Origin of the sequence: Streptomyces sp. NPDC007929, from assembly GCF_042959065.1 — a bacterium.
Lineage (GTDB): Bacteria > Actinomycetota > Actinomycetes > Streptomycetales > Streptomycetaceae > Streptomyces.
Genome location: NZ_JBIBKD010000008.1, coordinates 252,269 through 266,443 on the forward strand (window position 1 = coordinate 252,269; position 14,175 = coordinate 266,443).

General features: G+C 72.3%; 13 protein-coding genes and 1 pseudogene. 2 read left to right on the forward strand and 12 right to left on the reverse strand.

Translation table 11 applies throughout. The features are described 5' to 3' along the window. Window positions 1–42: 42 nt before the first annotated feature. Entirely contained in the window at window positions 43–1,212 is a 1,170-nt protein-coding gene (locus tag ACFZDE_RS27230; RefSeq protein ID WP_391204113.1) for a PQQ-dependent sugar dehydrogenase, read from the forward strand. Between the two features lie 9 nt (window positions 1,213–1,221). On the opposite strand, the gene ACFZDE_RS27235 is transcribed toward ACFZDE_RS27230, so the two are convergent. From ACFZDE_RS27235 to ACFZDE_RS27265, 7 genes and pseudogenes are all read right to left on the reverse strand, one after another. Continuing rightward, window positions 1,222–1,407: a DUF6191 domain-containing protein gene (locus ACFZDE_RS27235; protein WP_391204116.1), complete on the reverse strand. Its 186-nt coding sequence runs from the start codon at window positions 1,405–1,407 to the stop codon at window positions 1,222–1,224. 60 nt (window positions 1,408–1,467) lie between these two features. After that, window positions 1,468–4,542, reverse strand: coding sequence for an AAA family ATPase (locus ACFZDE_RS27240; protein WP_391204454.1), 3,075 nt, complete (start codon window positions 4,540–4,542; stop codon window positions 1,468–1,470). Between the two features lie 422 nt (window positions 4,543–4,964). Beyond that, window positions 4,965–5,150 (reverse strand): hypothetical protein, encoded by a 186-nt coding sequence (locus ACFZDE_RS27245; RefSeq protein WP_391004071.1) that lies wholly within the window; start codon window positions 5,148–5,150, stop codon window positions 4,965–4,967. A gap of 196 nt (window positions 5,151–5,346) precedes the next feature. Next, a complete protein-coding gene (locus ACFZDE_RS27250; RefSeq protein ID WP_391004073.1) occupies window positions 5,347–5,901 on the reverse strand; it encodes a hypothetical protein in 555 nt (184 codons plus the stop codon). 35 nt (window positions 5,902–5,936) lie between these two features. Beyond that, window positions 5,937–6,068, reverse strand: a pseudogene (locus ACFZDE_RS27255) (RimJ/RimL family protein N-acetyltransferase); the annotation flags it as partial. A gap of 73 nt (window positions 6,069–6,141) precedes the next feature. Next, window positions 6,142–8,388 (reverse strand): MMPL family transporter, encoded by a 2,247-nt coding sequence (locus ACFZDE_RS27260; RefSeq protein WP_391204119.1) that lies wholly within the window; start codon window positions 8,386–8,388, stop codon window positions 6,142–6,144. Between the two features lie 157 nt (window positions 8,389–8,545). Then, window positions 8,546–9,004, reverse strand: a complete 459-nt coding sequence (locus ACFZDE_RS27265) for a hypothetical protein (protein ID WP_391204122.1) — start codon at window positions 9,002–9,004, stop codon at window positions 8,546–8,548. 191 nt (window positions 9,005–9,195) lie between these two features. Here ACFZDE_RS27265 and ACFZDE_RS27270 point away from each other — a divergent pair, with 191 nt between their 5' ends. Beyond that, entirely contained in the window at window positions 9,196–9,999 is an 804-nt protein-coding gene (locus ACFZDE_RS27270; RefSeq protein ID WP_391004079.1) for a methyltransferase domain-containing protein, read from the forward strand. 71 nt (window positions 10,000–10,070) lie between these two features. On the opposite strand, the gene gatB is transcribed toward ACFZDE_RS27270, so the two are convergent. The 5 genes from gatB to ACFZDE_RS27295 all read right to left on the reverse strand — a co-directional run bounded on the left by gatB (window position 10,071) and on the right by ACFZDE_RS27295 (window position 14,108). After that, the gene (gene gatB, locus ACFZDE_RS27275; protein ID WP_391204125.1) at window positions 10,071–11,585 is read right to left on the reverse strand and encodes an Asp-tRNA(Asn)/Glu-tRNA(Gln) amidotransferase subunit GatB; all 1,515 of its coding nucleotides are present in this window, start codon (window positions 11,583–11,585) and stop codon (window positions 10,071–10,073) included. 16 nt (window positions 11,586–11,601) lie between these two features. Continuing rightward, window positions 11,602–11,841 carry a hypothetical protein gene (locus tag ACFZDE_RS27280; RefSeq protein WP_019329755.1) on the reverse strand — a complete coding sequence of 80 codons (240 nt, stop codon included), beginning with the start codon at window positions 11,839–11,841 and terminating at the stop codon, window positions 11,602–11,604. Then, complete coding sequence (gene gatA, locus ACFZDE_RS27285; protein WP_391004083.1) at window positions 11,838–13,331, reverse strand: Asp-tRNA(Asn)/Glu-tRNA(Gln) amidotransferase subunit GatA; 1,494 nt, start codon at window positions 13,329–13,331, stop codon at window positions 11,838–11,840. The genes ACFZDE_RS27280 and gatA overlap by 4 nt, the downstream gene beginning before the upstream one ends. 5 nt (window positions 13,332–13,336) lie before the next feature. After that, the gene (gene gatC, locus ACFZDE_RS27290) at window positions 13,337–13,633 is read right to left on the reverse strand and encodes an Asp-tRNA(Asn)/Glu-tRNA(Gln) amidotransferase subunit GatC (protein ID WP_018531282.1); all 297 of its coding nucleotides are present in this window, start codon (window positions 13,631–13,633) and stop codon (window positions 13,337–13,339) included. A gap of 103 nt (window positions 13,634–13,736) precedes the next feature. Then, entirely contained in the window at window positions 13,737–14,108 is a 372-nt protein-coding gene (locus ACFZDE_RS27295) for a DUF4267 domain-containing protein (protein WP_391204128.1), read from the reverse strand. Window positions 14,109–14,175 lie beyond the last annotated feature (67 nt).

A 14,175-nucleotide genomic window follows, 5' to 3' on the forward strand; every position in this document is an offset into this window, starting at 1 on the left:
CGGTGTATGACAGGGAGAGGACCCGCCCCCGTCGAAGGGACCATGATCGTGCGACGTCGAGCCGTCCCGGCCGTGCTGGCCGCCGCGCTCCTGCTGACGGCGGGCTGCTCCTCCGACGCAGGGGGTTCGTCCGACGAGCGGGCGAGCACCTCCCCGGGCGGTACGGCGCCCGGCTCGTCCGCGCCGCCCGGGCGGTCCGCCGAGGAGGCACCGCCCGCCAAGGGCTCGGTGAAGGTGGTCCGTACCGTCGCCGAGGGCCTGGAATCCCCCTGGGGGCTCGCCGCGCTGCCGGGCGGCGGCCTGCTCGTCTCCTCCCGGGACGACGGGACGATCGTCCGGGTCGACGAGAAGACCGGCAAGAAGACCGAGCTGGGCGAGGTCCCCGGGGTATCGGCGGCCGGCGAGGGCGGCCTCCTCGGGATCGCCCTGTCCCCCGACTACGCCTCGGACCACATGGTCTACGCCTACTTCACCTCGGCCTCCGACAATCGCGTCGTGCGCATGATCTACGACGAGGGGAAGCCGTCCGGCGAGCAGCTCGGCGCGCCCGACACGGTCTACCGGGGCATCCCCAAGGGCTTCATCCACAACGGCGGCCGCATTCAGTTCGGCCCCGACAAGATGCTGTACGTGGGCACGGGCGAGAGCGGCGACACCGGCCTGTCCCAGGACAAGGACTCCCTGGGCGGCAAGATCCTGCGCCTGACCCCGGAGGGCGAACCGGCGCCGGGCAACCCCTTCCCCGACTCGCCGGTGTACTCCTACGGCCACCGCAACGTGCAGGGGCTGGCCTGGGACGGCAAGCAGCGGCTCTTCGCGTCGGAGTTCGGGCAGGACACCTGGGACGAGCTCAACGCGATCAAACCGGGCGACAACTACGGCTGGCCACAGGCCGAGGGCCGGTCCGGCGACAAGGAGTTCCACAACCCGATCGACCAGTGGTCGACGGCCGAGGCCTCCCCCAGCGGCATCGCCCACGCCGAGGGCTCGATCTGGATGGCGGGCCTGCGCGGCAAGCGGCTGTGGCGCATCCCGCTGGACGGCACGGAGGCCTCGGCCGCACCGCAGGCCTTCCTGGAGGGAGAGTACGGCCGGCTGCGCACGGTGGTGTCCGCGGGCGGCGACCGGCTCTGGCTGGTGACCAGCAACACGGACGGCCGGGGCAGCCCGAAGGACGGGGACGACCGGATCCTGGAACTGCGGGTGACGTAGCGGCGACCCTCAGCCGCCGGGGTTCTCCGGCTCCTCGTCGGGCGGGCGTACGACGACCTTTCCGGACGAGAGATCTATCGGCCCGCGTCCGGGATCGCCGTCCCCGACGTCCTCACGGGTCAGTTCCAGGCGGTTCTGCTCGTCGCGGGTGTGCTTGCGCCCGGGCGAGAACAGCTCCTCGAACATGTTGAACACCGGGTGCCTCCCTGGGCCGCGGGCTTCAGGTCGTCCGCGACGTCCCTTACAGCGTATGCCTCAGCCCGCCGGACCGGGCATGAGCATTTCGGCCGGGAACAGCCCCAGCCGGTGCGCCACCGCCGCCGCTTCGCCCCGCCCGGAGACGCCGAGCTTGGCCAGGATGTTGGAGACGTGCACGCTCGCGGTCTTCGGCGAGATGAACAGCTCCTGCGCGATGCGCCGGTTGGTGTGGCCGGCGGCGACCAGGCGCAGGACGTCCCGTTCCCGGCTGGTGAGGCCGAAGGCCTCGGCGGGGTCGGCCGGGGCGGGGCCGGTCCGCGCGGCGGGCGTGAGCGGGAGGCGGGCGCGCCGGCCGAGCGCGGTCGCGGCGTCGGCGAGCGGCCGGGCGCCGAGGTGGTCTGCGACGGTGTGGACGAGGCGGAGCAGTTCAGCGGCGCGCTCGCGCTCGTCCTCGCCGGCACCCGTCAGCAGGGACTCGGCCAGGCGGTACCGGACGCGGGCGAGGTCGTAGGGCCGGCTCAGCGGCTCGAAGGCGGTGACCACCTGCGACCAGGTGTCCGGGGTGGCCCGGTCCTCGGCGCGGTGGAGCTCGGCGCGCACCCAGCTCTCGTGGGCGAGCCAGACCGGTGCGTGGGTGGTGAGGTGCTTGGCGGTGGCGCGTATGCCGTCGAGGACCTGCTCGCGACCGTCGCGGGCGGCGGGCAGCGTCCGGGCGTCGGCCTCGGCGGTGGCCGCCTGGAGCAGCAGCGGCCAGCCGTAGCGCTGGGTGCCGAGCGGGAAGCCGGATTCCAGGGTGCGGGCCAGTTCGGCGCGGGCGTCGGCCAGGCGGCCCTCGGCGGCGGCGAGCCCGATGGTGAGCCAGGAGATCGGCAGGTCGTGCTGCGGCATGGGGTCGTGCGGACCGTAGGCGGCGCGGCCCTGGGCGAGGTACCGGGCCGCCTCGGGCACCTGCCCGCGCGCGAGCGCCAGCCAGGCCAGGCTGTTGGCGCCGGACCCGTGCGGACCCGCCGTCTGGCCGCGGCGCTGGGCGTTGGAAGCGGCCTCGGTGGCCTCGTCCCAGCGGCCCAGCGAGATGAGCGACTCGGCGAGGTTGCCCCAGATCCAGGCCTCGGCGTCGCGCAGGCCCATCCTCGCCGTGAGCCGCAGGCCCTCGCGCAGCAGGGCGACGGAGTCCTCCGAGCGGCCGACGCCTTCGAGGACGGACGGCAGGTTCACATGGCTGCGGCCCACGACCGCCGCGAGACCCCGGGCGACCACCTCGTCCCGTACGTCGTACATGTGGCCGAGCCCGGCGTCGATCTGCCCGGCGTCGACCATGAGCCCGCCGAGGGTGAGCCGGGCGTTGGAGGCGATGTCGTCGGCGCCGACCATGCGCGCGTACTCGACGGCCCGCTCTGCGGCGGTCAGGGCGTCCGGGCCCGGTTCGTGCAGCATCGACCAGTGGGCGGCGGTGGCCAGGACCTCGGCGTGCACCTCGGACGGCGGCAGGCCGCGGACCAGGTCCTGGGCGGTGGCGATCTCCTTCCAGCCGTCGCCCCGGGAGAGCCGCTGCACCAGCCGGGAGCGCTGGATCCAGAACCAGGCGGCGCGCAGGGGGTCGGGCTCGTCCTCCAGCAGCCGCAGCGCCCGCTTGGTGATCTTCAGGGCGCGTTCCCGCTCCCCGCAGAGCCGTCCGGCGACGGCCGCCTCGGCCAGCAGGTCCAGATGGCGCAGCGCGGTGGTGGCCGGGTCGCAGCCGCTGGGGGTCCCCCCACGCCGTTCAGGCAGTGGGGGAGGGTAGACCTCGGCGTAGTCCACGGGGCGCAGGGTCCGGCGCACCGCGTCGGGGGCGGTGTCCCACAGCTCCATCGCCCGTTCCAGGAGGCGGAGTTGCTCGGAGTAGGCGTGGCGGCGGCGGGCCTCGACGGAGGCTTCGAGGACGGCGGGCAGGGCCTTGGCGGCGTCGTGGGCGTGGTACCAGTAGCTGGCCAGGCGGGTCGCCCGCTGGTCGGCGGGGACGAGGGCCGGGTCGGTCTCCAGGGCTTCGGCGTAGCGGCGGTTGAGGCGGGAGCGTTCGCCGGGCAGGAGGTCGTCGCTGACGGCCTCGCGGACCAGGGAGTGGCGGAAGCGGTAGCCGTCGCCGCCAGGTGCGGGGGCGAGGATGCCGGCGTTCACGGCGGCCCGCAGCGCTTCGATGAGGTCGTCCTCGGCGAACCGGGCGACGGCGGCCAGCAGCCGGTACTCCACGGTGGAGCCGCCCTCGGCGACGATCCGGGCGACGTGCTGGGCGGGCTCCGGCAGCCCTTCCACGCGGACCAGCAGCAGGTCGCGCAGGGAGTCGGTCAGGCCGGTCCGGCAGCCCTCGGGGGCGGCCACGGCGAGTTCCTCGACGAAGAAGGCGTTGCCGTCGGAGCGTTCGAAGATCGCGTCGACGCGGTCGGGTTCGGGTTCCTGGGCGAGGATCCCGGTGACCTGGCGGCCCACCTCGTCGCGGGTGAAGCGGGCGAGTTCGAGGCGGCGGATCGTGCGGAGCCGGTCGAGTTCGGCGAGCAGGGGCCGCAGCGGGTGGCGGCGGTGGATGTCGTCGGAGCGGTAGGTGGCGAGGACGACGAGGCGGCCGGTGCGCAGGGTGCGCAGGAGGTAGGAGAGGAGGTGGCGGGTGGAGGCGTCGGCCCAGTGCAGGTCCTCCAGGGCGAGGACGACGGTGTGCTCGGCGGCGACGCGTTCCAGCAGGCGTGCGGTGAGCTCGAAGAGGCGGGCCATGCCGTCCTCGTCGTGCCGCCCGGCTCGGGACTCGCCCAGCTCGGGCAGCAGCCGGGCCAGTTCCTCCTCCTGGCCGGCGGCCGCGGCCGCCAGTTCGCCGGGGAGTTCGCGGCGCAGGGCGCGCAGGGCGGTGGAGAAGGGGGCGAAGGGCAGGCCGTCGGCGCCGATCTCCACGCAGCCGCCGAGTGCGACCACCGCTCCGCCGCGGCGGGCTTCGGCGGCGAACTCCTCGACGAGGCGGGTCTTGCCGACTCCGGCCTCCCCGCCGATGAGCAGTGCCTGCGGTTCGCCCTCGCGGGCGCGGACGAGCGCGTCGCGCAGCCTGCCCAGTTCCTCGGCACGGCCGACGAACACGGGGCTCACGGACCTGGTCTCCACGGCCCCGAGCATCGCATGCGGGTCCGACAGCGCGGCACCGGTTTTCCGACGAACGGCCGGAGCAGCGGCCGCCGTTCCCGCGAGCACGAGGGCCGCTGCCGCGGTGACGGCGACACGGGCGACCGGTCCCGCCTCGGTGCCCACCCGCTCCGGAACCGGCCCCGCCGCGGTGCTCACGCGCTCCGGGACCGGCCCCACGGTGGTGCCCACCCGGTCCGGAACCGACCCCGCCGCGGTGCTCACGCGCTCCGATACCGGTCCCGCCCCCGTGTTGCCCCGGTCCAGAACCGGCCCCGCGCCGGTGCCCACCCGGTCCAGGGCCACCCGGCCCGAGACCGGTCCCGCGCCGGTGCTCACCCGGTCCGGGACCGGACCCGCCGTGGTGCTCACCCGGTCCAGGGCCACCCGGCCCCGGACCGGTCCTGCCCCCGTGTTCACGCGGTCCGGGTGGATCGTGGCCGGCGGAAGCGGCGGCTATGGCTCTCGTGCTCGGCGGAGTCCTGGTCGGCTGTGTGGCGGGCCGCGCGGCGGGCCCGGGCGGCTTCGCGGACCAGGCGCTCGTGGTCGGCACGGCGGATGAGGTCGCTGGTGCGCATCTGCTGGAACTCGTACTCGTACATGGTGTGTCCTTGAGGAGAGGCGGTCACGGAGTGTTTCTCCGTGCTGACCTCACTCTCGTCTCCCAGGTGGGGCCGCCACATCGGGAGAGTTCCGCATCTTCGGCCCCGGGGAGGGCCTTAGACGCGGCGAAGGGGCCTCAGGCCGTCCGTAAGGTGCTCACGGATGTGCCTAAGACCCCTCAGGACCTGCGGGTTCTCAGCTCGCGGACGGCAGTCCGAGCAGGATGCCGGTGTACTTGAGGACGGCCAGGAACAGGCCGATGACGCCGAGCGCGACGCCCGCCCAGGCGACGGACTTGATCCAGGGTGCCTGGATCCTGCCGGGCGTGCCGAACGCGGGCCGGGCCAGCGTCACGACGCCGGTGATCAGCGCGATCAGCGCGAACAGGCCGCCCCACAGGGCGGTGGTCTGCCAGGCGTCGCCGTAGACGGCCTGGATCTGCTGGGCTACGCCCGCGTTCTGCGCGGTCTCCAGCTGGCCGACGAGGTTCTGGCGCGCGGAGGCCACGGTGCCGATCCAGCTGCCGGTGAGCGAGACGACGCCCAGTGCGGCGGAGACGACGGCGGCGGCGCCCTGTCCGACACCGGAGGGGGCGTCCTCCTTGGTCTGCGTGTCGTCGGCGTCCTGCTCGTCGTGGGCCTCGGCCGGGACCTCGCTCTGGAGCGCCTCGTCGGACTCGGTGGTGTCCACCGCCTTCTCGTCGGTCGTGGCCTTGGTGGCCTCGGTCTCGTCCACTGCGTTCGTAGCCATGTCTCGCACCGTAGGGTCGCTGTCTGAGAAGTCTCTTAATGATCGTTGTGAGCGGCACGCGCGCGTGCCGCCCGCCACTCGGGCGCCGGCACCGACCAGACTTCGAGATCGTGCCGTAGGCCACCATAGGGGTGCGCCTCGGGCCGCACACCGTCGCGGGTCATGCCGGCCTGCCCGCGCTCCAGGTGCGCCAGGAACTCCCCGGCGTGCCGGGGCTCCAAGGGCCTCAGCTCGGCGTCGTCACCCGGGGATATCGCGTACATCCCGCTGCCGTTCCCCCTCCGCCAGGACGTCCGCCACCTCGGCGTCCGTCGCGGCGGCCAGCCGCTCATGGGCGGCACGGCTCTCGGGCGGCTCGATGCTGATGCGCGGCATGCGCTGGTCCAGCCAGCGGGGCAGCCACCAGTTGGCGCCGCCGAGCAGGTGCATGAGGGCCGGGACGAGGAGGGTGCGCAGCACGAAGGCGTCGAGGGCGACGGCGGCGGCCAGGGCGATGCCGAACATGGCGATCACGCGGTCGCCGCTGAGGACGAAGGCCAGGAAGACGGAGATCATGATGACCGCCGCCGAGTTGATCACCCGGCTGGTCTCGGCGAGGCCGACCCGCACGGCCCGCCGGTTGTCACCGGTCTCCAGCCACTCCTCGTACATCCGGCTCACCAGGAAGACCTGGTAGTCCATGGAGAGGCCGAAGAGCACCGACACCATGATCACGGGCAGGAAGGGCTCGATGGGTCCCGCGCTGCCGAGGCCGAGCAGTTCGCTGCCCCAGCCCCACTGGAAGATCGCGACCACCACCCCGAAGGCGGAGGCCACGGCGGCGACGTTCATCGCGGCGGCCTTCAGCGGGATGCCGATCGAGCGGAAGGCCAGCAGGAGCAGCAGACAGCCCAGGCCGATCACGACCCCGACGAAGACCGGCAGCTTGGAGACGATGACGTCGGCGAAGTCGTCGTAGCCGGCCGTCATACCGCCCACCTGCACATCGAGCGAGGTGCCCGACTCGGCGCGCGGCAGCACCTCACCGCGCAGCCGGTCGACGAGGTCGCTGGTGTGCTGCGACTGCGGGGAGGACTCCGGGACGACGGTGAGGTAGGCGGTGTGGCCGCCGGAGTCGAAGGTCACCGGGGTCACCGCGGCAACGCCGTCGGTGGCGCGCAGGGTGCCGTCGAGGTTGTCCAGGGCGAGCTTGTCGTCGGCTCCGTCGACCTTGGTGACGAGGGTGAGCGGGCCGTTCACGCCCGGGCCGAAGCCGTCGGCGAGCAGGTCGTAGGCCTGGCGGGTGGTGGCCGTCTTCGGGCCGTTGCCCTGGTCGGAGGTGCCCAGGTGCAGGGAGAAGGTGGGCAGTGCGAGGACGCCCATGACGACCAGGGCGACCGCGCCGAGCACCTTGGGGTGGCGTTCCACGAAGGCCGACCAGCGGGCCGCGAAACCGGTGGGCAGCTCGGGCTGGGGCCCGTGCTCGGCGAGGCGGCGGCGCTCACGGCGGCTGAGCGCGCGCATGCCGATGAAGGACAGCAGGGCGGGCAGCAGGGTGACGGAGGCGGCGACGGTCAGGACGACGGTCAGGCTCGCCGCTATGGCCACGCCGTTGAGGAAGCTCAGCCGCAGGATCAGCATGCCGAGCAGCGCGATGCAAACGGTCGCGCCCGCGAACACGACGGCCCGTCCGGTGGTCGCGACGGCGTTCGTGGCGGCCTCGGCGACGGACAGCCCGCGTTTCAGCCCGCGCCGGTGTCTGGTGACGATGAACAGCGCGTAGTCGATGCCGACGCCGAGCCCGATGAGCATGCCCAGCATGGGCGCGAAGTCGGCGACGGTCATGGCGTGCCCGAGCAGCACGATCCCGGCGTAGGCGGTGCCGACGCCGACCAGGGCGGTGGCGATGGGCAGCAGGGACGCGGCGAGCGAGCCGAACGCGAGGAACAGCACCACGGCGGCGACGATCACGCCGACGATCTCGGCGAGGTGCCCGCCGGAGGACTCGGTGAGCGCGACGGCGCTGCCGCCCAGCTCCACCTGGAGCCCGTCGGTCTCGGCGCTCTTCGCGGTGTCGACGACGGCCTGCGCCTCGCCCTTGGCGATGTCCTCGGCCCGGTCGTCGAAGGTCACCGAGGCGTAGGCGGTACGGCCGTCCGCGCTGACGCGGCCGGTGCCGGGCCCGTCGTAGGGGCTGGTGACCGAGGCCACGCCGGGGAGGTTCTCGATCCGGTCCAACGTGCGGGTCATCGTCTGCTCGACGTCGGCGGCGCGGACGCTGCCGGAGGTGGTGTGCCAGACGACGGTGTCGCTGTCGCCGCCGAGCCGCGGGAAGCCCTCGTGCAGCAGCTCGGTGGCGCGGCCGGACTCGGTGCCCGGGACCTGGTAGTCGTTCGAGTACGTGGTGCCGGCGACGGCGGCGCCCGCGGCGACACCCGCGAACGCGAGGAGCCACAGCATGACGCTGAGCAGACGGCGCTGGACGCACCAGCGGGCGAGGGCTGCCACGAAACGTGCTCCCGGGTTGCCTTGTGTGGATCTTTGACCGGGAACAGTCGTACATGAACTGAACGGCCAGCAAAGAACGCATGAGCAATGCGCTGCCACTCTTACAGGCTCACGAGATCATTTGTCGGTTTCGTGGGCTTATTCACAGCGGCCGGAATCAGTCGAACTGGTCCCCCAGCGCCATCACCATCACGCCCGCGATCAGCAGCCACAGCGCCCGCCGGGTGCGCCCGCGCGAGCCCAGCACGGCGGCGGCCGCGCAGACGGCCGCGCCGCCCGCGTACGCGGCCGGGACGAGTGCCGGCGTGGACCGGGTCAGGCGGAGCAGCGCCGCGGCCAGACCGGCCAGGGTCAGCGCCGCGCCGGTGCCCGCGGCCGTCCAGCGGGCCCGCCGCGCGTCCTCCTCGCCCTCCGGGAGGTCGTCCGGGTCGCCTTCCCCGCACTCCACGAGGTCGCCGTCCCCGCACTCTGCGAGGTCGCCGTCCCCGCACTCCGCCGGGTCGTCGGTCTCGTCCGGTGCCGAGTCCTCCGCCCGATCGTCGGTCTCGTCCGGTGCGACGGTCGTCTCCGAGTCCGCCATCTCTCCCTCGGTGTCGGAGTCAGCGCGTCCACTCATGGCCGAGACGGTAGCGCGCGGGACGGCGAAAAGCGGATGCGGGGGCGACGGGCCCGCTGTTAGCGTCCGCTGGTCCGAGAAATGCCCGCGGCCTCCCGCCGCCCGGCTGAAGCAGGTGCGTTGTTTGACGGTCCGACCGAGCTCCTCCGCATCCCCTTTCTTCCTCAAGGACTCAAGGAGCCCGTCCACCGATGTCGGACCTCACTTCCCGGACCCCGAACGACCCCCTCACTGACCGTGTGAGCCACCCCGGCTACCCCCGCAGCAACGGCTACGACGCCCGCTGGACCATCGACAACCAGATGGGCCCGCACGCGCTGTGGCTGCTGGAGTGGCTGGCCCCCGCCCTGGGGCTCGACACCCTGAGCCCCGGCTCCCGGGTGCTCGACCTCGGTTGCGGCCGCGCCATGACGTCGATCTTCCTCGCCAGGGAGTACGACGCCCAGGTCACGGCCGCCGACCTGTGGATCAAGCCCGACGACAACGCCGGGCGCATCGCCGAGGCGGGTGTCGCCGACCGGGTCCTGCCCGTGCTCGCCGAGGCCCACGACCTGCCGTTCGGCGAGAACGGCTTCGACGCGATCGTCTCGATCGACGCCTACCAGTACTTCGGCACGAACGACCTGTACCTGCCCGGCCTGACCCGGCTGCTGAAGCCCGGCGGGCGGATCGGCGTCGTCGTACCGGCGCTGCGGGAGGAGATCGACGGCGTCGAACCGCCGGAGCATCTGAAGCCGTACTGGGAGCCCGACTTCTGGTGCTTCCACTCCGCGACATGGTGGCGGCGCCACTGGACCCGCAGCGGGGCGGTGGCCGTGGAGACCGCCGACTGGCTGGACGACGGCTGGCGGGACTGGCTGCGCTGGTGCGAGATCGTAGCCGAGGAGCACACGGACGAGTGGCACGTCCGGATGGCCGGCCAGTGCGCCGAGATGCTGCGCCGGGACCGGGGCGAGACGCTGGGCTTCGTCCGGGTCGTCGGCCGCCGCGTCTGACGCCTCTGCGAGCATGACCAGGGGGGACGCACCAGGTCCGGTGCGTCCCCCCTCGTCGGGTCCCCAGGGGGTCACCCCTCGCTGACGCCCAGCTTCTGAAGGATCAGTTCCTTGACACGTGCCGCGTCGGCCTGGCCCCGGGTCGCCTTCATGACCGCGCCGACCAGCGCCCCGGCCGCGGCCACCTTGCCGCCGCGGATCTTGTCCGCGACACCCGGGTTGCCGGCGATGGCCTCCTCGACGGCGGTGGTCAGGGCGCCCTCGTCGGAGACGACCTTCAGACCACGCTGGTCGACGACCTCGTCCGGGGTGCCCTCGCCCGCGAGGACGCCCTCGATGACCTGCCGGGCCAGCTTGTCGTTGAGGTCGCCCTTGGCGACGAGCTCGGTGACCCGGGCGACCTGCGCCGGCGTGATCGCCAGCTCGTCGAGCGCCTTGCCCGACTCGTTGGCGCTGCGGGCCAGTTCGCCCATCCACCACTTGCGGGCGGAGGCGGCGTCGGCCCCGGCCTCGATCGTGGCGACGATGGGCTCCAGCGCACCGGCGTTGAGGATGGCCTGCATGTCGGTGGCCGAGACGCCCCACTCCTCGCGGAGCCGGTTGCGGCGGACCAGCGGCAGCTCGGGCAGACCGGCGCGGATCTCCTCGACCCACTCACGGGACGGGGCGACCGGGACGAGGTCGGGCTCCGGGAAGTACCGGTAGTCCTCGGCCTCCTCCTTCACACGGCCCGAGGTCGTGGACCCCGTGTCCTCGTGGAAGTGCCGGGTCTCCTGGATGATCGTGCCACCCGAGGACAGCACGGCCGCGTGCCGCTGGATCTCGAAGCGGGCCGCGCGCTCCACGGACCGGAGCGAGTTGACGTTCTTCGTCTCGGAACGCGTGCCGAACTTCTCCCGGCCGTGCGGGCGCAGCGACAGGTTCACGTCGCAGCGCATCTGGCCCATCTCCATCCGGGCCTCGGAGACGCCGAGCGCCTTGATGAGCTCGCGCAGCTCACGGACGTAGGCCCGCGCGACCTCGGGGGCACGCTCGCCGGCGCCCTCGATCGGCTTGGTGACGATCTCGATGAGGGGGATGCCGGCGCGGTTGTAGTCCAGCAGCGAGTGCGAGGCGCCGTGGATGCGGCCGGTGGCACCGCCGACGTGCGTCGACTTGCCGGTGTCCTCCTCCATGTGGGCGCGCTCGATCTCCACGCGGAAGGTTTCGCCGTCCTCCAGCTGCACGTCGAGGTAGCCGTTGAAGGCGATCGGCTCGTCGTACTGAGAGGTCTGGAAGTTCTTCGGCATGTCCGGATAGAAGTAGTTCTTCCGGGCGAAGCGGCACCACTCGGCGATCTCGCAGTTCAGCGCGAGGCCGATCTTGATCGCGGACTCGACGCCGGTCGCGTTGACGACCGGGAGCGCGCCGGGCATGCCGAGGCAGACCGGGCAGGTCTGCGTGTTGGCGTCCTGGCCGAGGGCGGTCGAGCAGCCGCAGAACATCTTGGTCTTGGTGCCGAGTTCGACATGGACCTCAAGGCCCATGACGGGGTCGTACGACGCGAGTGCGTCCTCGTACGACACCAGGTCGGTCGTGGTGGTCACGGTGAGTACTTCCCTCTCAGCCCAGCAGGACGTCGTCGTCGCCCAGCCGCTTCAGCTCGCGGTAGAGAATGGCCAGGTTGGTGACGACCGCGGCTCCGGTCACGACGGCGTCGAGCAGCCGCAGCGTGTCGTTGTCTCCGCGGGCCTTCTTGATCTGCTTGTAGACACCGACGGCGCCGAACGCCGACGTGGCCATCGACACGTACAGACCGGACTTGGACTTCTTGAAGCCCTTGGCCTTGGACAGTGCGCTCACAGCGACGGAGCCTCCTCGATCAGCGGGTGGCCCCACTTTTCCACGAAGGCGGCCTCGACGGCGGCACCCACCTTGTACAGGCGGTCGTCCTTCATGACGGGGGCGATGATCTGCAGGCCGACCGGGAGGTTGTCCTCCGGGGCGAGACCGCACGGCAGCGACATGGCCGCGTTGCCCGCCAGGTTGGTCGGGATGGTGCACAGGTCGGCGAGGTACATCGCCATCGGGTCGTCGGCGCGCTCGCCGATCGCGAAGGCGGTGGTCGGGGTCGTCGGGGAGACGATCACGTCGACCTGCTCGAACGCCTTGTCGAAGTCCTGCTTGATGAGCGTGCGGACCTTCTGGGCGCTGCCGTAGTAGGCGTCGTAGTAGCCGCTCGACAGGGCGTACGTGCCGAGCATGATGCGGCGCTTGACCTCGGGGCCGAAGCCGGCCTCGCGGGTCAGGGAGGTGACCTCCTCGGCGGAGTGCGTGCCGTCGTCGCCGGTGCGCAGGCCGTAGCGCAGGCCGTCGAAACGGGCGAGGTTGGAGGAGCACTCCGAGGGCGCGATCAGGTAGTACGCCGACAGCGCCAGGTCGAAGGACGGGCAGTCCAGCTCGACGATCTCGGCGCCCAGTTCCTTCAGCAGCTCGACGGACTCGTCGAAGCGCTGGATGACGCCGGCCTGGTAGCCCTCGCCGCGGAACTGCTTGACGACGCCGACGCGCATGCCCTGCACGCTGCCGTTGCGGGCGGCCTCGACGACCGCCGGGACGGGCTCGTCGATGGAGGTGGAGTCCATCGGGTCGTGCCCGGCGATGACCTCGTGCAGCAGCGCCGCGTCCAGGACCGTGCGGGCGCAGGGCCCGCCCTGGTCGAGGGAGGAGGAGAAGGCGACCATGCCGTAGCGGGAGACCGCGCCGTAGGTCGGCTTCACACCGACCGTGCCGGTGACGGAGGCCGGCTGGCGGATGGAGCCGCCGGTGTCGGTGCCGATGGCGAGCGGGGCCATGTGCGCGGCCAGCGCGGCGGAGGAGCCGCCACCGGAGCCGCCGGGGATCTTGGTGAGGTCCCAGGGGTTGCCGGTCGGGCCGTAGGCGCTGTTCTCCGTCGACGACCCCATGGCGAACTCGTCCATGTTGGTCTTGCCGAGGATCACGACGTCGGCGGCCTTGAGCCGCTTGGTGAGCGTCGCGTCGTACGGCGGGATCCAGCCCTCGAGGATCTTGGAACCGACGGTGGTCGGGATGCCCTCGGTGGTGAAGATGTCCTTCAGCGCGAGGGGCACACCGGCCAGCGGGCCGAGCTTCTCGCCCTTCTCCCGCTTCTCGTCGACGGCACGGGCCTGCGCCAGGGCGCCCTCGCGGTCGACGTGCAGGAAGGCGTGCACCTTCTCGTCGACGGCCTCGATGCGGGCGAGGTGGGCCTCGGTGACCTGCACCGCGGTGAGTTCGCCGGAGGCGATCCTCGCGGCGGTCTCGGCGGCCGTGAGCTTGATGATGTCCGTCATGGCTGTTAGTCCTCCCCCAGGATCTGCGGCACCTTGAAACGCTGCTGCTCCTGGGCCGGGGCGCCGGAGAGCGCCTGCTCGGGGGTGAGCGACGGACGGACCTCGTCCGCCCGCATGACGTTGGTCAGCGGGAGCGGGTGCGAGGTCGGCGGTACGTCTTGGTCGGCGACCTCGCTGACGCGGGCGACCGCGCCGATGATGTCGTCCAGCTGTCCCGCGAAGTGGTCGAGCTCTTCGGGCTTCAGCTCCAGACGCGCCAGCCGGGCGAGGTGGGCGACCTCCTCGCGCGTGATGCCAGGCATGCAGCGATCCTCTGGGGTGAGTGAATGTGGTTTGGCCCAATCCTATGGGGCGGGGGGCCGTGCCCGTGAAACGGTTTGCGCCCGGGAGGCCTCTCGGGCCCCCTCAGGCCGCGAAGAGCAGTCCGGCAGTGATCAGGATGACGACCGCGGTGGCGAAGTGGATGCCGAAGGCGGCGGCCTTGGTGCCGCCGTTGCGCAGCACGATCAGGGTGTCGCCGAGCGGCACGAGAGCCACGGCGAGCATGAACCAGGCCTCGGCCCCGGCCCCCGCGAAGACGAGCAGCGCCAGGCCGACCAGCCCGAAGGTGCCGTCCCGCAGGCCCTTGATCGTCAGGTAGGCGCCGGCGTCACCGCCGGGGTCGGCCGGGACGCCGTAGCCGGCGGCCGCGGGGGCGGGCTGGAAAAGGAACCGGTAGCCGAGGAACAGGCAGAACAGGTTGAGCACGACGGCCAGGGTGTAGGCGGCGACGGTCATGGCTCTCTCCTATGTCTGGGCTTCTGGCAGCTGTAACGGGATTCCTAGCAGCGCTAGGGACAAGAGC